The 18218-nt window shown below is 68.2% G+C and carries 15 protein-coding genes; 10 read left to right on the forward strand and 5 right to left on the reverse strand.

All coding sequences use genetic code 11. The features are described from left to right. Positions 1 to 180 precede the first annotated feature (180 nt). From OG266_RS32600 to OG266_RS32610, 3 genes are all read left to right on the forward strand, one after another. A complete protein-coding gene (locus tag OG266_RS32600) occupies positions 181 to 3216 on the forward strand; it encodes an efflux RND transporter permease subunit (protein WP_371550076.1) in 3036 nt (1011 codons plus the stop codon). Positions 3217 to 3444: 228 nt separating this feature from the next. Next, positions 3445 to 4560, forward strand: a complete 1116-nt coding sequence (locus OG266_RS32605) for a glycoside hydrolase family 19 protein (RefSeq protein WP_371550078.1) — start codon at positions 3445 to 3447, stop codon at positions 4558 to 4560. A gap of 120 nt (positions 4561 to 4680) precedes the next feature. Next, positions 4681 to 5502, forward strand: coding sequence for an NPP1 family protein (locus tag OG266_RS32610; protein ID WP_371550080.1), 822 nt, complete (start codon positions 4681 to 4683; stop codon positions 5500 to 5502). Positions 5503 to 5596: 94 nt separating this feature from the next. Here the strand turns inward: OG266_RS32610 and nadA are convergent, their stop codons facing one another. Beyond that, on the reverse strand, positions 5597 to 6790 hold the full coding sequence (nadA, locus tag OG266_RS32615; RefSeq protein WP_371550083.1) for a quinolinate synthase NadA: 1194 nt from the start codon (positions 6788 to 6790) through the stop codon (positions 5597 to 5599). Between the two features lie 331 nt (positions 6791 to 7121). Here nadA and OG266_RS32620 point away from each other — a divergent pair, with 331 nt between their 5' ends. Continuing rightward, on the forward strand, positions 7122 to 7478 hold the full coding sequence (locus OG266_RS32620; protein ID WP_266465040.1) for an iron-sulfur cluster assembly accessory protein: 357 nt from the start codon (positions 7122 to 7124) through the stop codon (positions 7476 to 7478). Between the two features lie 212 nt (positions 7479 to 7690). On the opposite strand, the gene OG266_RS32625 is transcribed toward OG266_RS32620, so the two are convergent. Beyond that, positions 7691 to 9241, reverse strand: a complete 1551-nt coding sequence (locus tag OG266_RS32625; RefSeq protein ID WP_371550085.1) for a hypothetical protein — start codon at positions 9239 to 9241, stop codon at positions 7691 to 7693. A 179-nt stretch (positions 9242 to 9420) separates the two neighbouring features. Beyond that, complete coding sequence (locus tag OG266_RS32630) at positions 9421 to 9630, reverse strand: hypothetical protein (protein WP_266465046.1); 210 nt, start codon at positions 9628 to 9630, stop codon at positions 9421 to 9423. Positions 9631 to 9776: 146 nt separating this feature from the next. Between OG266_RS32630 and OG266_RS32635 the strand changes: the two genes are divergently transcribed. After that, on the forward strand, positions 9777 to 10751 hold the full coding sequence (locus tag OG266_RS32635) for a carbohydrate kinase family protein (RefSeq protein WP_371550086.1): 975 nt from the start codon (positions 9777 to 9779) through the stop codon (positions 10749 to 10751). Here the strand turns inward: OG266_RS32635 and OG266_RS32640 are convergent, their stop codons facing one another. Next, positions 10752 to 12134 (reverse strand): cysteine desulfurase/sulfurtransferase TusA family protein, encoded by a 1383-nt coding sequence (locus OG266_RS32640; protein WP_371550087.1) that lies wholly within the window; start codon positions 12132 to 12134, stop codon positions 10752 to 10754. Positions 12135 to 12474: 340 nt separating this feature from the next. Between OG266_RS32640 and coxB the strand changes: the two genes are divergently transcribed. From coxB to OG266_RS32660, 4 genes are all read left to right on the forward strand, one after another. Beyond that, positions 12475 to 13434, forward strand: a complete 960-nt coding sequence (coxB, locus tag OG266_RS32645; protein ID WP_266465056.1) for a cytochrome c oxidase subunit II — start codon at positions 12475 to 12477, stop codon at positions 13432 to 13434. After that, positions 13431 to 15170: a cytochrome c oxidase subunit I gene (gene ctaD / locus OG266_RS32650; RefSeq protein ID WP_326723660.1), complete on the forward strand. Its 1740-nt coding sequence runs from the start codon at positions 13431 to 13433 to the stop codon at positions 15168 to 15170. The genes coxB and ctaD overlap by 4 nt, the downstream gene beginning before the upstream one ends. After that, the gene (locus tag OG266_RS32655; protein ID WP_266465063.1) at positions 15167 to 15565 is read left to right on the forward strand and encodes a cytochrome c oxidase subunit 4; all 399 of its coding nucleotides are present in this window, start codon (positions 15167 to 15169) and stop codon (positions 15563 to 15565) included. Before ctaD ends, OG266_RS32655 begins: the two co-directional genes overlap by 4 nt. 129 nt (positions 15566 to 15694) lie before the next feature. Next, positions 15695 to 16957, forward strand: coding sequence for an Ig-like domain-containing protein (locus OG266_RS32660; RefSeq protein ID WP_329548104.1), 1263 nt, complete (start codon positions 15695 to 15697; stop codon positions 16955 to 16957). Between the two features lie 23 nt (positions 16958 to 16980). Here OG266_RS32660 and OG266_RS32665 read toward each other — a convergent pair whose 3' ends face one another. Then, a complete protein-coding gene (locus OG266_RS32665) occupies positions 16981 to 17382 on the reverse strand; it encodes a hypothetical protein (protein WP_371550090.1) in 402 nt (133 codons plus the stop codon). 187 nt (positions 17383 to 17569) lie between these two features. Here OG266_RS32665 and OG266_RS32670 point away from each other — a divergent pair, with 187 nt between their 5' ends. Continuing rightward, complete coding sequence (locus OG266_RS32670; RefSeq protein WP_266465072.1) at positions 17570 to 18190, forward strand: heme-copper oxidase subunit III; 621 nt, start codon at positions 17570 to 17572, stop codon at positions 18188 to 18190. Positions 18191 to 18218: the final 28 nt, after the last annotated feature.

Here is an 18218-nt window from a genome sequence, read left to right on the forward strand (position 1 = left end):
GTACTGCGCCTGTAGTGGGCGCCGTACAAGGAAATGAACCGAGGGCGACGGATCGCACGCCGAGGGCGTAGGGCGGGCCCCGCGTACATGTACGAGGTGGCCCGCTCCTGTCGCGTATGCCACAGTCTGTGGCTGTCCCGATTCAGCGTCGCTGATGAGCTGAGGTGTTCCTGGGCCGACTTGGGATTTCGGGCCTGCCCGTGGCGTGGGCTGGACTCCTGCCCCGAGTCGGTGCCCGCGCGGTTGGCTGCCGCGTGGGTGCTCATCGTGTGCGGTACCTGCCGCCTCGCTCACCGCTGGCCGCGGCGGTTCGGTGACTCGGGTATCCGCCCCGCCGGACGCTTTCCGCCCGGTGTGGACCCGGGCGGGGCGGGGACCCCGCGTCGCTTTCCTGGGCGCGGGGCGCTTTCTCGGTCGATCAGCTTCGGAGAGCTGACCGCTGCTCCGTACAACGACTCCATCCTGCTCAGGACACGGCTGAAAGTCAGACAACCGGATCGCCTGCTCGCCGTCACCTCCGACAGGGACCAGCAGGCGCTCTCCGACCAGCTCGACCGGACGGTCGTGCCCGACCTGAAGGGCATCGACGGGGTCGGACAGGTCACCGTCGACGGCGTGCGCGACCTCCAGGTCACCGTCACGCCCGACGGCACGAAGACGGCGAAGGCCAGGCTCACCTCGGCCGCGATCGGCCAGGCCCTTCAGGCGGGCGGCGTGACCGTCCCGGCGGGCTCCTTCGACGAGGACGGCAGCAACCGCACCGTCCAGGTCGGCGGCGGCTTCACCTCGCTGAAGCAGATCCAGGACCTGATGGTCACGGGCACCCCGGGCAAGAAGCCGGTACGCCTCGCCGACGTCGCCACGGTCAAGGAGGAGCAGGCCACCGCCGACTCCATCACGCGTACGGACGGCGAGCCGAGTCTCGCCGTGAACGTCACCATGGACCACGACGGCAGCGCGGTCGCCATCTCCGACGCCGTCCAGGACAGGCTGGCGGACATGCGGGGGGACCTGGGCGCGGGGGCGACGATCACCGTCGTCAGCGACCAGGGTCCGGCAGTGAAGAAGTCCATCGACGGTCTGACGACCGAGGGCGCGCTGGGTCTCCTCTTCGCCGTCCTGGTCATCCTGGTGTTCCTGGCCTCGATCCGCTCGACCCTCGTCACCGCGGTCTCGATCCCGCTGTCCGTGGTCCTCGCGCTGATCGTCCTGTGGACCCGCGACCTGTCGCTCAACATGCTCACGCTCGGCGCGCTGACCATCGCGATCGGCCGGGTCGTCGACGACTCGATCGTCGTCCTGGAGAACATCAAGCGCCACCTCGGGTACGGCGAGGAGCGCGAGGAGGCGATCCTCAAGGCGGTCCGCGAGGTCGCGGGCGCCGTCACCTCCTCGACGCTCACCACGGTCGCCGTCTTCCTGCCGATCGGCCTGACCGGCGGCATGGTGGGCGAGCTGTTCGGCTCCTTCAGCCTGACGGTCACGGCGGCGCTGCTCGCGTCCCTGCTCGTCTCGCTCACCGTCGTACCGGTGCTGTCGTACTGGTTCCTGCGCGCCCCCAAGGGCACCCCGGCGGACGCCGAGGAGGCGCGCCGCAAGGCGGAGGAGAAGGAGGCGCGCAGCCGTCTCCAGCGCTTCTACGTTCCCGTGCTGCGCTTCGCGACCCGGCGCAGGCTGACGAGCGTGGCGATCGCGATCGTCGTCCTCGTCGGCACGTTCGGCATGGCGCCCCTGTTGAAGACGAACTTCTTCGACCAGGGCGAGCAGGAAGTCCTCACCGTCAAGCAGGAGTTGAAGCCGGGCACCAGCCTGGCGGCGACCGATGCCTCGGCCCAGCAGGTCGAGAAGATGCTCGCCGGTGTCGACGGCATCAAGGACTACCAGGTCACCATCGGTTCGTCCGGTTTCATGGCCGCGTTCGGCGGTGGCACGGACACCAACCAGGCCTCGTACCAGGTCATGCTGGAGGACTCGGCTTCGGCCGACGAGGTCCAGGACCGTATCGAGGAGGGGCTCGGCAAGCTCTCCGGTGTCGGTACGACCACGGTCGCGGCCGGGGACGGGTTCGGCAGCCAGGATCTGAGCGTCGTCGTGAAGGCGGCCGACGCGGGCGTCCTGCGCGAGGCGGCCGAGGAGGTCCGTGACGAGGTCGCGAAGCTGGACGACGTGACCGACGTGACGAGCGACCTGGCGCAGAGCGTGCCGCGTATCTCGGTCAAGGCCAACTCCAAGGCGGCGGCGGCCGGTTTCAACGACGCGACGCTCGGCGTTGCCGTCGGTGAGGCGGTGCGCGGCACGACGAGCGGCAAGGCGATCCTGGACGACACCGAGCGGGACGTCGTCATCAAGTCGGCGAAGCCGGCTCAGACGCTCGCCGAGCTGAAGAACCTGTCGCTGGGTGCGGTGAAGCTCGGTGACATCGCGACGGTGCAGCTGGTCGACGGTCCGGTCTCCATGACCCGGATCGACGGGCAGCGGGCAGCCACCATCACGGCGAAGCCGACGGGCGACAACACGGGCGCCGTCAGCGCGGACCTCACCTCGAAGCTGGACGCGCTGAAGCTGCCGGACGGTGCGACCGCGGAGATCGGCGGTGTCTCGCAGGACCAGGACGACTCGTTCGCGGCGCTGGGCCTGGCGATGCTGGCGGCGATCGCGATCGTCTTCATGCTCCTTGTGGCGACGTTCCGTTCGCTGATCCAGCCGCTGATCCTGCTCGTCTCGATCCCGTTCGCGGCGACCGGCGCGATCGGTCTGCTGATCGCCACCGGCACCCCGATGGGTGTCCCGGCGATGATCGGCATGCTGATGCTCATCGGCATCGTGGTCACCAACGCGATCGTGCTGATCGACCTGATCAACCAGTACCGCAAGCAGGGTTACGGCACGGTCGAGGCGGTCATCGAGGGCGGCCGGCACCGGCTCCGGCCCATCCTGATGACGGCGCTCGCGACCATCTTCGCCCTGCTCCCGATGGCCCTCGGCGTCACCGGCGAAGGCGGGTTCATCGCCCAGCCGCTGGCCGTGGTCGTCATCGGCGGCCTGATCACGTCGACGCTGCTGACGCTCCTCCTGGTGCCGACGCTGTACACGGTGGTCGAACTCCGCAAGGAGCGGCGGGCGAAGAAGAAGGCGGCCAAGCGGGCGGCGAAGTCCGGTGGGGCGGCTGCCCTCGCGGGCGACGAGGACAAGGCACCGGAGCCTGCCGGAGTCTGATCTTTCCTGCCTGTTGAAGGGCCCTCCTCCCGGCGCAACTCGCGCCGGGAGGAGGGCCTTTGGCCATTCCATGGCCTGTTCAGACATCGTTCTTGAATTGGTCCATACCAAAACCTTGACGCGGTTTCGTTCACGCCTTAAAACAAGCGGTGAAGGACTTGCGAAGGTTCAACCCCCCTCTTTCGACTCCCCACTTGAGCGCAAAACGGCGAAAGGTATGACATGGGCATGAGAAACGGCTGGAGGCGTGCGGCCTACGCCGCCGCCTGCTCCCTCGTCGTGGGTCTGCTGAGTGTGCTGCCCGCGTCTCCCGCCGCGGCCGCCACCGGCCAGATCAGCGGCCTCGCGGGCAAGTGTGTCGACGTGGCGGGCGCTTCTACCGCCAACGGCACGGCGGTGCAGCTCTACGACTGCAACGGCACCGCGGCCCAGCAGTGGAACGTCGGCTCCGACGGCACCATCCGGGCGCTCGGCAAGTGTCTGGACGTGTCGAACAACTCGACCGCCGACGGCGCGCTGATCCACCTCTGGGACTGCGTCGGCGGCGCCAACCAGCAGTGGGTCGTGACGGCCGCGCGTGACATCGTCAACCCCGCGGCGAATAAATGTCTCGACGTCGCCGGCAACAACTCGGCCAACGGCACCCGGCTGCAGATCTGGACCTGCACCGGCGCAGCGAACCAGAAGTGGACGGCTCCGGCCACCGGCGGCGGCACCACCCCGAGCGGATTCGTCGTCACCGAGGCGCAGTTCAACCAGATGTTCCCGAGCCGGAACTCCTTCTACACCTACAGCGGTCTGACCGCCGCCCTGAGCGCCTACCCGGCGTTCGCCAACACGGGCAGTGACACGGTGAAGAAGCAGGAGGCGGCGGCCTTCCTGGCCAACGTCAACCACGAGACCGGCGGTCTGGTCTACATCGTCGAGCAGAACACCGCGAACTACCCCACGTACTGCGACTGGGGTCAGTCCTACGGCTGCCCGGCCGGTCAGGCGGCGTACTACGGCCGTGGCCCGATCCAGCTCAGCTGGAACTTCAACTACAAGGCCGCGGGTGACGCGCTCGGCATCGACCTGCTCAACAACCCCTGGCTCGTGCAGAACGACGCCGCGGTGGCCTGGAAGACCGGCCTCTGGTACTGGAACACCCAGAACGGTCCCGGCACCATGACCCCGCACAACGCCATGGTCAACGGCGCCGGCTTCGGCCAGACCATCCGCAGCATCAACGGCTCCCTGGAATGCGACGGGCGCAACCCCGCGCAGGTCCAGAGCCGCGTCGACGCCTACAACCGCTTCACCGGGATCCTCGGCGTCACGCCCGGAGCCAATCTCTACTGCTGACGGCTCCCTTCCCCGCGTGACCTCACTCGCCACCGCCGCACCTCACGGCGGTGGCGAGCTGGTGCGACCCCCTGTTTCACCTCTTGTGCAATCCGGTTCCCCCCGATCCAAAGGACCGTCATGAACGCCCCCCGCGGCTCCCTCCGTACCGCCATGCGCCCGCACCGCACGATCCTCGGCGCCCTGGCGCTGGCCGTGCTCGGCACCTTCGCCTCCGCCCCCACCGCCAGCGCGAACGAGCCGCTGGAATGGAAGGGCAATCTGAACGACTTCATCGCCGCGGGAGCCCCCGACTGGCAGTTCGCCCGCGCCCTCGGCAACGACACCTGCTGGCCGTCGAGCGCCTTCGTCAACGGTGACCAGCAGGCGCCGCCCGCCGAGCTGAGGCCGTGGCCGGACACCGACTACGGCTGCGCCGCCCCGGGCACCTACTTCCCGACGTACACCACGGTCAAGACCTGCTTCGGCACCGAGGTGCGGGTCATCTACACGCTGTTCTTCCCCAAGGACGGCTTCAGCGGCGTCATCGGCCACGCGTACGACTTCGAGCACGTGGTCACCACCTGGAAGTACGCGGGCGACAACAAGTGGACCCGCTCCTCGCTCCTGCTCAGCTCCCACGGCGGCCACAAGGTCCTGACCGACTGGACCAAGATCGAGTCGGCCGACATCAACGCCGACAACTGGGGATACGGCAAGGAGCGGCCCAGCGTCTACGTCGGCTGGGGCAAGCACGCGATGTTCAACAACCAGGGCGGTCTGACGGACTGGCTGTCGCAGACCACGGACAACGAGTTCCGCAACGACGACTACGCGGGGGACAACACCTCGTACGTGATCGTCGAAGAGGGCAGCGCGATGGCCAACAAGTTCGACGAGTACAACTGGGGCAGCGCGAGCAGCGACCCGACGCAGGTCTCGCGGGACCTCTGCTCCTACTAGGGCGATGAGTGCAGGACCTCTGCTCCCGCTAGGGCGATGAGTAAGGGGCGCCGGCAATGGCCGGCGCCCCTTACCTACCCAACAGCCATGCGGACTACGGCAGCGCCAGCATCCGTTCCAGCGCCAGCTTGGCGAACTGCTCGGTTTCGCGGTCCACCTCGATGCGGTTGACGAGGTTGCCCTCCGCCAGGGACTCCAGGGTCCACACCAGGTGGGGGAGGTCGATGCGGTTCATGGTCGAGCAGAAGCAGACCGTCTTGTCGAGGAAGACGACCTCCTTGTCCTCGCTCGCGAAACGGTTCGCGAGCCGCCGTACGAGGTTCAGCTCCGTGCCGATCGCCCACTTGGAACCGGCCGGGGCCGCCTCCAGGGCCTTGATGATGTACTCCGTGGAACCCACGTAGTCCGCCGCCTCGACGACCTCGTGCTTGCACTCGGGGTGCACCAGGACGTTGACACCGGGTATCCGGGCGCGCACGTCGTTCACCGAGTCGACGGAGAAGCGGCCGTGCACGGAGCAGTGGCCCCGCCACAGGATCATCTTCGCGTCCCGCAGCTGCTCGGTGGTGAGGCCGCCGTTCGGCTTGTGCGGGTTGTAGAGGACGCAGTCCTCCAGCGTCATCCCCATGTCGCGGACGGCGGTGTTGCGGCCCAGGTGCTGGTCGGGCAGGAAGAGCACCTTCTCGCCCTGCTCGAAGGCCCACTCCAGGGCCCGCTGGGCGTTGGAGGAGGTGCAGATCGTGCCGCCGTGCTTGCCGGTGAACGCCTTGATGTCCGCGGAGGAGTTCATGTACGAGACGGGCACGACCTGCTCGGCCACCCCGGCCTCGGTCAGCACGTCCCAGCACTCGGCGACCTGCTCGGCGGTGGCCATGTCGGCCATCGAGCAGCCCGCGGCGAGGTCCGGCAGGACGACCTTCTGGTCGTCGCCGGTCAGGATGTCCGCGGACTCCGCCATGAAGTGCACGCCGCAGAACACGATGTACTCGGCCTCGGGGCGCGCGGCCGCGTCCCGGGCCAGCTTGAAGGAGTCACCGGTGACGTCGGCGAACTGGATGACCTCGTCGCGCTGGTAGTGGTGGCCGAGCACGAAGACCTTGTCCCCGAGCTTCTCCTTGGCCGCGCGGGCGCGCTCCACCAGGTCCGGGTCGGACGGCGAGGGCAGGTCTCCGGGGCACTCGACACCGCGCTCGCTCCTCGGGTCGACCTCGCGGCCGAGCAGCAGCAGGGCGAGGGGCGTCGGCTGTACGTCGAGCTCCTGGGTCTGGGCGGTGGTCACGACACGCACCCTTTCTGTTCTGCGGCTCGCCGGCTCGTGGGAGCGATCCGGCGGGACATGCGGGACAAGCCTTTTCGTCGAAATGACGTTATCTATCATAACTGCTTCACGTCACTTTGACGACGGCCATAACGTCGATGTGACGTGAATCCCGGACGCCGCTACGGCAGGTGGCGTGCGGGTGTCCGTGGGGTTGTCCACAGGCCGCTGTCCGCGCTTGTGGGCATGTGCGAGCATGAAGAGAGAAGGCAAAGACACACGCTCGGCCCGGAATGAATCCGCGGCCCCGCAGGTTGCCATTGTCGGCAAGCAGTCTCCGTACAACCCGGGAGAGAAGCAGATGTCCGTATCGGACGAGACCACCACCGTGAACGACGGCATCATGCTGTCCGAGTCGGCCGCGGCCAAGGTCAAGGCCCTGCTCGACCAGGAAGGCCGCGAGGACCTGGCGCTGCGCGTCGCCGTTCAGCCCGGCGGCTGCTCCGGCCTCCGTTACCAGCTCTTCTTCGACGAGCGCTCCCTCGACGGCGATGTCGTCAAGGACTTCGGCGGCGTCAAGGTCGTCACCGACCGTATGAGCGCCCCCTACCTGGGCGGCGCGTCCATCGACTTCGTGGACACCATCGAGAAGCAGGGCTTCACGATCGACAACCCGAACGCGACGGGCTCCTGCGCCTGCGGCGACTCCTTCAGCTAAGTCGCGCCCACGGCTGAGCGCCCGGCTCACCGCTGCCCGCGTACGAAGGCGGCGTCCCCCTCCGACAGGGACGCCGCCTTCGCGTGCTCACGGCCGCTTCCGGGGCCGCGGTGACGTTGCCGCCGTTTCTGCGGCGGCGCCGATCTGGCCGCCGTGACTACGGCTGTGTCCACCCGCTCGCCGTGACTGCGGCTGCGCCGGCCCGCTCGCCGCTACTGCGGCTGCGCCGAATTCTCCACGGCGCCGAGGTCCTTCCCCTCCGGGATCTCCTTGCCGTTCGTCCCCACGACCGTGCGGTCACCGAGCGGCTCGTCCAGGTGCACCGTGAGATCGATCGCCTTCGCGAGCATGATGCAGACCTGGTCCGGCTTCGACGTGCCGGTCACGGTGACCGTCACCTTGCCGGAACTCTCGCTCGCCGAGGCCGTGTACTTGCTGCACACCCCGCCCCAGAAGCTCACGGTCAGGTCCTTGCCGTCGGCGGTGTAGCCCTCCACCTTGACGTCACTGGACGTGGTCGTCCCGGTCGGCGAAGGCGTGGGGGCCGGGGTCGGCTCCTGGGCGGCCTTCGGCGAGACCAGGTACTGCGGATCGACCGCCGGATGCGTCACCGTGAGGACGTCCTCCGCGCCAACGGCCCGGACCTCGAACAGCCAGGACGGCACCAGCGCCTGCCGCCCGTCCACCGAGTGCACCGCCAGCCCGAACGTGGCCTTCTCGACGGTCACAGACGCGGGTGACGGCGCCACGGTCGATGCCTCGCACGGCACCTCGTTCCGGTCCTTCAGCGGTACGGGACTGGCGCAGCCGCCGATGCCGTTGGCCCCGCCGCCCGAGGCCGACGCCGCCCCGTTCATCAGGTCAAGGGTCTCCTGCGCGGTGATGACGGGGTACGTGTCCCCCTTCACCGGCGCCTTCAACTGGCCGCTGCCGCCGATGATCTTGCCCTCGGAGCTGACCTGGATGCCGGTCGTCCAGCCGTAGGTGGGCAGCCCGCCGAACTCCGGGTCCGCGTTCACCACCCGTACCTGGTCGTCGTTCATGAGCTGAGTGGCGTCCAGCTTCGCGTCGTCCTGGCCGACGGCCTTCAGCACGGGGGCGGCCGCCTTCTTCGCCTCCTCCTCGCTCACCGCCCCCGGTCGCAGACCGGCAAGGCCGCTGGACCCGACCGGGATGCAGCGCTTGTCCTTGGGGCAGTTGTCGGTCCCCGGCAGATACGAGCTGTACGTCCAGGTCCCCGGCGCGTCCCTGCTCACCCGGAGGTTCGGTTCCGAGGCGTCGTTCGTGGAGCCGACCGTCCAGTCCTCCCCGTCCGTCCGCGGGGTGCCCGCCACTCCGAGCGCCTCGGCAAGGCGCGCCACCTCGGCCTTCGTCACCTCGCCCTTCGCCGTGTACACGGGCGCCGAGTCCGGGCCGTCGGGGAGCTCGCCGTCCACGCGATAGGTAGCTCCGTAGGGGTTGGGCTCACCCGGCGCGATGCCGTTCGGGTCGCCCGTACCGCCCGAGTCACTCGTCCCGCTCTCGGAGTACCCGTCGAGGGCGAGTGCCGGGGGAGTGCCGTCGCCGCCGGGGGTCCCGGAGCCGCTGCTGCCGTTCCCGCCACCGGACGCGGTCGTGGCGAAGAACGCCCCGCCGCCCCCGACGAGCAGGACCGCGGCCGCGACCGAGGCGACGGCCACCGGGGAATGCCGCCGGCGCGGCTTCGCCGTCTCGCCACCCTCGGCGGAATCGGTCGCCTCGTTGTCCGGTCGCTCGGTGCTCACCGCATCGCTCCTTCGACTCCACTGCTGTCCAGACGACCCGGCCCGGTCAAGATGGGGCGCCGAAAGAGGGCGCTGAGGGTCGTATACCGCATCCCCTTTACGGGGGACAGCGATGGGACGCAGCGGGGGAGCGCACGGTTCCCTGCGGGCGCTGTTTCAGCCCGCCTTTTCCAGGTTCGTCAGTCGCCGTAGTCCGACATCGCGTCCAGCAGCCGGGCCGAAGTGGGCGGCACCGTCACACCGTGGATGAGGGAGGGCGGGACGGGGAGGGCGGTGACAGGGGCGGGCGCCGTCCAGTGCTCGGCCATCCGCGCGCAGTCCCCGCGCAATGAAGCCAGATCGCCTTCGAGGTCTTGCGGAGCGGTGCCGTGGACCTTCAGGTTTGTCATAGCGGCACCGTAGGCACGGTTCAGCCCGCGAAGAAAGATCTACTATCGGGTAGTTTTTGCCGCTTCAAAGCCCGCGTGCCGACCGGGTAGCGTGAACTGTCAACGCCAGCCCCTTCACATCCCTCTCGCAGGAGCGTGTCCTCGCCGTGCGTATCGCAGTCACCGGCTCCATCGCCACCGACCACCTCATGACCTTCCCCGGCCGTTTCGCCGACCAGCTGGTCGCGGACCAGCTGCACACGGTCTCCCTCTCCTTCCTGGTCGACAACCTCGACGTACGCCGGGGAGGGGTCGGCGCGAACATCGCCTTCGGCATGGGCCAGCTCGGCACCAAGCCGATCCTGGTCGGGGCGGCGGGCTCCGACTTCGACGAGTACCGCGCCTGGCTGGACAGGCACGGCGTCGACACCGGCTCCGTACGCATCTCCGAGGTGCTGCACACCGCGCGCTTCGTGTGCACCACGGACGCCGACCACAACCAGATCGGCTCCTTCTACACGGGCGCCATGAGCGAGGCCCGCCAGATCGAGCTCAAGGCCGTCGCGGACCGTGTCGGCGGTCTCGACCTCGTCCTCATCGGCGCGGACGACCCCGAGGCGATGCTGCGCCACACCGAGGAGTGCCGCACCCGCGCGATCCCCTTCGCGGCCGACTTCTCCCAGCAGATCGCCCGGATGAGCGGCGACGACATCCGGATACTGCTGGACGGCGCGACGTACCTCTTCTCGAACGAGTACGAGAAGGGGCTCATCGAGTCCAAGACCGGCTGGACCGAGGAGGAGATCCTCGGCAAGGTCGGCCACCGCGTCACGACCCTGGGCTCGCAGGGCGTACGCATCGAGCGCGTCGGTGAGGACCCGATCGAGGTCGGCTGCGCCGAGGAGGAGCGCAAGGCCGACCCCACGGGCGTCGGCGACGCCTTCCGCGCGGGCTTCCTCTCCGGCCTGGCCTGGGGCGTCTCCCACGAGCGCGCCGCCCAGGTCGGCTGCATGCTCGCCACCCTGGTCATCGAGACGGTCGGCACGCAGGAGTACCAGCTGAGCCGCTCCAGCTTCATGGACCGCTTCACCAAGGCGTACGGCCATGAGGCCGCCGCCGAGGTCCAGGCCCACCTGGTGTAGCTAGGACATCCGGCGGACCACGTACACAGAACCGTGGTCCGCCGGCTCCTCCCCGACGTACTCCTGCCCCCGCATCTCGCACCACGCCGGAATGTCCAGGCGCGCCGCCTCGTCGTCCGACAGCACCCGGACCGTGCCGCCGACCGGGACATCGCCGATGACCTTGGCCAGCTCGATGACCGGGATCGGACACCGCCTGCCCAGGGCGTTCACGACGAGCGAGTCGACGGCGGCGGCAGTCTTCGCCGGCGCGGCCGGGGCGCCCAGCTTCTCCCGTACGGCGGAGACCGCGGCCGGTAGCACCGACAGGAACCGGTCGACGTCCGCCTCCGGGACGCCCGGTGGCAGCGACACCCGGACATTGCCCTCGGTCAGGACACCCATCGCCTTCAGTACATGGCTGGGCGTCAGCGTGCTGCTCGTGCACGAGGAACCCGAGGAGACCGAGAAACCCTCCCGGTCCAGTTCGTGCAGCAGAGTCTCTCCGTCGACATAGAGACAGGAGAAGGTGACGACGCCGGGCAGCCGGCGTTCGGGGTCACCGACCACCTCGACGTCCGGGACCAGTTCGGGCACCCGCAGCCGGATCCGGTCCGTCAGTTCCCGCAGCCGCGCGCCCTCCGCGGCCGCCTCGGCCCGCACGGCCCGCAGCGCCGCCGCCGCGGCCACGATCCCGGGAATGTTCTCGAACCCGGCCGCCCGCCCCGACTCCCGCTCGTCCACGGGCCCTTGAGGAGCGAACCGCACACCTTTGCGTACGACGAGCAGCCCGACCCCCGAAGGACCGCCCCATTTGTGGGCACTTGCCGTGAGCAGGGACCACTCGCCCTCCACCCGGCCCCATCCCAGCGACTGCGCCGCGTCCACCAGCAGCGGTACGCCCGCCGCCTGGCACGCCTCGGCCACCGCGGCCACCGGCTGCTCCGTGCCCACCTCGTGGTTGGCGGACTGCAGACAGGCGAGCGCCGTGTCGGGGCGCAGGGCCGCCGCGTACGCCGAAGGGGACACCGCGCCCGTACGGCCGACCGGTACCTGGGTCACCGACCCGCCCGCCGACTCGTGGACCTCGGCCGAATGGAGCACCGAAGAATGTTCGACCGCTGACACGATCAGGTGGCTTCCCACGCGCCGCCGCCCGGCCAGCGCGCCCGCGATCCCGGAGTGCACCGCCCGCGTACCCGACGAGGTGAAGACCAGTTCGTCCGGCCGGCAGCCCACGGCGTCCGCCGCCGCCTCACGCGCCGCGTCGAGCAGCAACCGGGCCCGCCTTCCCTCCCTGTACAGACGTGCGGGATCCGCCCACCCCTCGTCCAACGAGGCCTGCAGGGCCTGCCGGGCAACGGGATGAAGGGGAGCGGCGGAAGCAGCATCGAAGTAGGACACACAGCAACGCTAAAGCGTCCGGTCACGGGAGCGCCCCGCAAGGGGCGCGGGGAACGGCGCGATCAGCCACAACGAACCCGCAGCCGCGCTGCAAGAGTCACCCGCCGAGCTGCTGGGCGCCCCGAACCCCCCGTCAGAAGCAGCCAAGAGCAGGGCAACTCACCCCCTCCGCCAAACCCAGCGGCGCGTTGCGCCCCCCTCCCCGCGCGACCCCAAATAGCGTCCAGTAGGGTTTGCTCCGCATAAACATCCAAACCCCTGCCCGTGTGCCAGGGCGGCGAGCGACCAGCGAGAAGGCCGTAGCCAACCAGCGCGGGCGAGACTCTCGGGAAGGCGCTACGTGAGTCCCAACGGCTCCGACCGCTCGCCGCGGCGCCCGATGCGGCGGAAGCTGCTGCAGGCAATGACTGCGGGCCTGGTCCTGGCTACCGCTACCGGTTGCACATACAAGGACTTTCCCCGCCTTGGTTTTCCCACCCCGGTCACGGACGAGGGTCCGCGGATCCTCTCCCTCTGGCAGGGCTCGTGGGCGGCCGCGCTCGCCACGGGCGTGCTGGTCTGGGGCCTGATCCTGTGGAGCGTGTTCTTCCACCGGCGCAGCCGTACCAAGGTCGAAGTTCCCCCGCAGACCCGGTACAACATGCCCATCGAGGCGCTGTACACCGTGGTCCCGCTCATCATCGTCTCGGTGCTGTTCTACTTCACCGCCCGCGACGAGACGAAGCTCCTCAGCCTCGACAAGAAGCCCGACGTCACCATCAACGTCGTCGGCTACCAGTGGAGCTGGGGCTTCAACTACATCGAGAACGTCGACGGTTCCACCGGTGACGCCACGACCGACAAGAACCTGGACGCCATTCCGGACCGGTTCAAGGAAGACTTCCCGGCCAACGCCGGTGGCGTCTATGAGGTCGGCACGCCGGGCGAGCGGAACCCGCAGACGGACAACCCCGGGCCGACCCTCTGGCTCCCCGAGGGCAAGACGGTCCGCTTCATCCTCACTTCGCGTGACGTCATCCACTCCTTCTGGGTGGTGCCGTTCCTGATGAAGCAGGACGTCATCCCGGGCCACACCAACTCCTTCCAGGTGACCCCCAACGCGGAGGGCACCTACCTGGGCAAGTGCGCCGAACTCTGCGGCGTCGACCACTCCCGGATGCTCTTCAACGTGAAGGTCGTCTCTCCCGAGCGCTACGAGGCCCACCTCAAGGAGCTCGCGGAGAAGGGCCAGACGGGCTACGTCCCGGCCGGCATTGAGCAGACGGACCCCGAGAAGAACCGGGAGACGAACAACCTGTGAGCATCCTCAACGAACCTCAGGGTGCCGCCGACGCAGCGGAGGACTCGTACGAGAACGAGCTGCCGGTACGGCGCAAGCAGCCCGGCAACGTTGTGATCAAGTGGCTCACCACCACTGACCACAAGACGATCGGCACGCTGTATCTGATCACCTCGTTCGCGTTCTTCTGCATCGGCGGCGTCATGGCGCTGCTGATGCGCGCCGAACTGGCCCGTCCCGGCACGCAGATCATGTCGAACGAGCAGTTCAACCAGGCGTTCACGATGCACGGCACGATCATGCTGCTGATGTTCGCGACGCCGTTGTTCGCCGGTTTCACGAACTGGATCATGCCGCTGCAGATCGGCGCGCCCGACGTGGCGTTCCCGCGGCTGAACATGTTCGCCTACTGGCTCTACCTGTTCGGCTCGCTCATCGCGGTCGGCGGCTTCCTCACCCCGCAGGGCGCGGCCGACTTCGGCTGGTTCGCCTACAGCCCGCTCTCGGACGCAGTCCGCTCGCCGGGCATCGGCGCCGACATGTGGATCATGGGCCTGGCCTTCTCCGGCTTCGGCACGATCCTCGGCGCGGTCAACTTCATCACCACCATCATCTGCATGCGCGCCCCCGGCATGACGATGTTCCGCATGCCGATCTTCGTGTGGAACGTGCTGCTGACCGCGGTCCTGGTCCTGCTGGCCTTCCCCGTCCTCGCCGCCGCGCTGTTCGCGCTGGAGGCGGATCGGAAATTCGGGGCACATGTCTTCGACGCCGCCAACGGCGGGGCCCTGCTGTGGCAACACCTCTTCTGGTTCTTCGGCCATCCAGAGGTGTACATCATCGCCCTGCCATTCTTCGGAATCATCTCCGAAGTCATCCCGGTGTTCTCCCGCAAGCCGATGTTCGGCTACATGGGCCTGATCGGCGCGACGATCGCGATCGCGGGCCTCTCCGTGACCGTGTGGGCGCACCACATGTACGTCACCGGCGGCGTACTCCTCCCGTTCTTCTCCTTCATGACGTTCCTCATCGCCGTGCCAACAGGCGTGAAGTTCTTCAACTGGATCGGAACCATGTGGAAGGGGTCCTTGAGTTTCGAGACCCCGATGCTCTGGGCGACAGGCTTCCTGATCACCTTCACCTTCGGTGGTCTGACCGGTGTCATCCTGGCCTCACCGCCGATGGACTTCCACGTCTCGGACTCGTACTTCGTGGTGGCGCACTTCCACTACGTGGTCTTCGGCACCGTGGTGTTCGCGATGTTCTCCGGCTTCCACTTCTGGTGGCCGAAGATGACCGGCAAGATGCTCGACGAGCGCCTCGGCAAGATCACCTTCTGGACCCTGTTCGTCGGCTTCCACGGCACGTTCCTCGTCCAGCACTGGCTGGGTGCCGAGGGCATGCCGCGTCGTTACGCGGACTATCTCGCAGCCGACGGCTTCACCGCGCTGAACACGATCTCGACGATCAGCTCGTTCGTGCTCGGTCTGTCGATCCTGCCGTTCTTCTACAACGTGTGGAAGACCGCCAAGTACGGCAAGAAGGTCGAAGTCGACGACCCGTGGGGCTACGGCCGTTCGCTCGAATGGGCCACGTCCTGCCCGCCGCCGCGGCACAACTTCCTCACCCTGCCGCGGATCCGTTCGGAATCCCCGGCGTTCGACCTGCACCACCCCGAGATCGCCGCTCTCGACCAGCTCGAGAACGCCGGTCACGGTGAGAAGGCTCTCGCCGGCGGCAAGGAGGCGGGCAAGTGAAGGTCCAAGGCAAGCTGTTCCTCTGGCTGGCGGTCTTCGTCCTCGCCATGGCGATCGTCTATGGCGTGTGGTCGAAGGAGCCCGCCGGCACCACGGCGCTCTTCCTGGGCTTCGGCCTGTGCGTCATGATCGGCTACTACCTGGCCTTCACGGCCCGGCGGGTCGACGCGCTGGCGCAGGACGACAAGGAGGCCGACGTCGCGGACGAGGCCGGCGAGGTGGGCTTCTTCAGCCCGCACAGCTGGCAGCCGCTCACGCTCGGCATCGGCGGAGCGCTCGCCTTCCTGGGCGTCGTCTTCGGCTGGTGGCTGCTGTACTTCTCGGCCCCGATCATCGTGATCGGCCTGTGGGGCTGGGTCTTCGAGTACTACCACGGTGAGAACCGCACGCAGTAGCACGCGATGATCACCGGGAGCCCGGACACTCCGTCAGGAGTGTCCGGGCTCCCTCGTTTGCCACGCCATATGTCCCCCGCACGGCTCACTCGGCGCGCCGTGGCCGACAGCCGTTCATAGCGTGAACGCATGAACCACTCACCGCGATTCCGCACGGTAGCCAGCTGCACCACGCTGCTGGTCGCCCTCGGCGCGGGCGTCACCGCCTGCGGCTCCGACGGCCACCCGCTCTCGGCCAAGCCGTACGACGCGGCGGGTCAGATCTCCTTCAACGGCCCGGCCGGCGACAGCCGCAAGGCCGACCCCGACAAGCCCCTGGAAATCACCGCCGACGGTGACGAGGGGCGCATCACCGACGTGACGGCCACGGACGCGTCAGGCCGCTACGTGGCGGGCGAACTCTCCGCCGACGGCGGCCGCTGGCACAGCACCTCGCCGCTGGCCGCGGGCGCCCGCTACACCGTGCACGTGAGCACGGAGGACGAGGACGGCGCCCCCGGCCGCAAGGTCATCAGCTTCGACACCAGCACCCCCAAGACGAAGAAGCGCCTGAACGTCACCTTCGGGCCCGAGGCGGGCAAGTACGGCGTCGGCCAGCCCGTCACGGCCGAACTGAGCGTCCCCGTCAAGGACAAGGCCGCCCGCGCCATCGTCGAACGCGCCCTCAAGGTCGACTCGAAGCCCGCCGTGGAAGGCGCCTGGCACTGGGTGGACGACAAGACGCTGCACTACCGCCCCAAGGAGTACTGGCCCACCCACGCCACCATCCAGGCGCACAGCAACATCGGCGGCATCAAGGTCGCCGAACGCCTCTGGGGCGGCGAGGCGAAGCCCCTGAAGCTCACCACCGGCGACCGCCTGATCGCCGTCACGGACGCCTCCGCGCACTCGATGACGGTCTACCGGAACGACGAGGCGATCAACGAGATCCCCGTCACCACCGGCAAGCCCGGCTTCGAGACCCGCAACGGCGTCAAGGTCGTACTGGGCAAGGAGTACTTCGTACGGATGCGCGGAACCAGCATCGGCATCGCCGAGGGCACCTCCGACTCGTACGACCTGCCCGTGTACTACGCGACGAGAGTCACATGGAGTGGCGAGTACGTGCACGCCGCGCCCTGGTCCACCGGCTCCCAGGGGTACGCCAACGTCAGCCACGGCTGCACCGGAATGAGCACGGACAACGCCGCGTGGTTCTACGAGACCGTCCGAGAGGGCGACATCGTGAAGGTCATCAACTCGTACGGCGAGGACATGGACCCGTTCGGCAACGGCTTCGGAGACTGGAACGTCACCTGGAAGAAGTGGCGCAAGGGCAGCGCCCTGGTCGGCGGAGCCCCCGAGGGCCCGCCCCCGCAGGACCGCGCCAGGCTGCGCCCCGAGTCAGTGTGAGACCGGGGCGCGGAGAACCTCTCTCAGGCGCCCGCAAGGGCCTTCCTGCGGAGCAGAGAGGCCAGCGTGGCGGCGAACTCCACAGGATCCACCGGCAAGGTCACCGCGGCGTCCGCACGGCTCCACGTGGCCAGCCAGGCGTCCTGGGGCCGCCCGATCAGCACGAGGGCGGGCGGGCAGTTGAAGATCTCGTCCTTGATCTGGCGGCAGACACCCATCCCGCCCATCGGCACGGCCTCGCCGTCCAGCACGCAGACGTCGATCCCGCCCTTGTCCAGTTCCGTCAGGACGGCGGCGGGCGTCGCGCACTCGATGAACTCGACCAGGGGAACGTCGGTGGCCGGCCTGCGGCCGGTCGCAAGCCGCACCTGCTCCCGGGTGTTGGAGTCGTCGCTGTAGACCAGCACCGTGGCGGTCGGCTGCATTCTTCCTCCGAGACGTCGGCGTCCTCAAGGCGAGACGGACAGGGTCCGCTGGGCGGATGCTACTCCTCCGAACACCTCGTCAACACCGGTTCGGACAGGGCTTCGATGGGCCATACGGGCTGGACACACCCCATCAACACTCCGAACGGCACCCCCCGGGGTGAGGGCGGGATAAGCGACCGACATAATGTCGGTCGTGGCGACAGCAACGACAGTAGAAACCGGGCACGCGCACCCGTCGGTCAATCGGCCGAACCTCACCAGCGTCGGAACCATCATCTGGCTGAGTTCCGAGCTGATGTTCTTCGCGGCCCTCTTCGCGATGTACTTCACCCTGCGATCGGTGACCGGGCCGGATCACTGGAAGGAAATGGCGTCAAGCCTGAACTTCCCGTTCTCCGCGACGAACACCACGATCCTGGTGCTCTCCTCCCTGACCTGCCAGCTCGGCGTGTTCGCCGCCGAGCGCGGGGACGTGAAGAAGCTCCGGATGTGGTTCATCGTCACCTTCATCATGGGTGCGATCTTCATCGGCGGTCAGGTCTTCGAGTACACCGAACTGGTCAAGAAGGACGGGCTCTCGCTCTCCTCCGACCCGTACGGCTCGGTGTTCTACCTGACCACCGGCTTCCATGGCCTGCATGTCACGGGTGGCCTGATCGCCTTCCTGTTCGTCCTCGGCAGGACGTACGCGGCCAGGAAGTTCACCCATGAGCAGGCGACCGCCGCCATCGTCGTGTCCTACTACTGGCACTTCGTCGATGTCGTCTGGATCGGCCTCTTCGCCACGATCTACATGATCAAGTAATCGGGCCCGGCGCCCGAAAACATCCAGA

Source organism: Streptomyces sp. NBC_00554, from assembly GCF_041431135.1.
In the GTDB taxonomy this organism is placed as follows: Bacteria; Actinomycetota; Actinomycetes; order Streptomycetales; family Streptomycetaceae; genus Streptomyces.

Coding starts and splice junctions, on each gene's coding strand:
- OG266_RS32610 (WP_371550080.1), top strand. CDS start 4,681: ATGAACGCCCCCCGCGGCTCCCTCCGTACCGCCATGCGCCCGCACCGC.
- OG266_RS32670 (WP_266465072.1), top strand. CDS start 17,570: ATGTCGGTCGTGGCGACAGCAACGACAGTAGAAACCGGGCACGCGCAC.
- OG266_RS32665 (WP_371550090.1), bottom strand. CDS start 17,382: ATGCAGCCGACCGCCACGGTGCTGGTCTACAGCGACGACTCCAACACC.
- OG266_RS32660 (WP_329548104.1), top strand. CDS start 15,695: ATGAACCACTCACCGCGATTCCGCACGGTAGCCAGCTGCACCACGCTG.
- OG266_RS32620 (WP_266465040.1), top strand. CDS start 7,122: ATGTCCGTATCGGACGAGACCACCACCGTGAACGACGGCATCATGCTG.
- OG266_RS32605 (WP_371550078.1), top strand. CDS start 3,445: ATGAGAAACGGCTGGAGGCGTGCGGCCTACGCCGCCGCCTGCTCCCTC.
- OG266_RS32630 (WP_266465046.1), bottom strand. CDS start 9,630: ATGACAAACCTGAAGGTCCACGGCACCGCTCCGCAAGACCTCGAAGGC.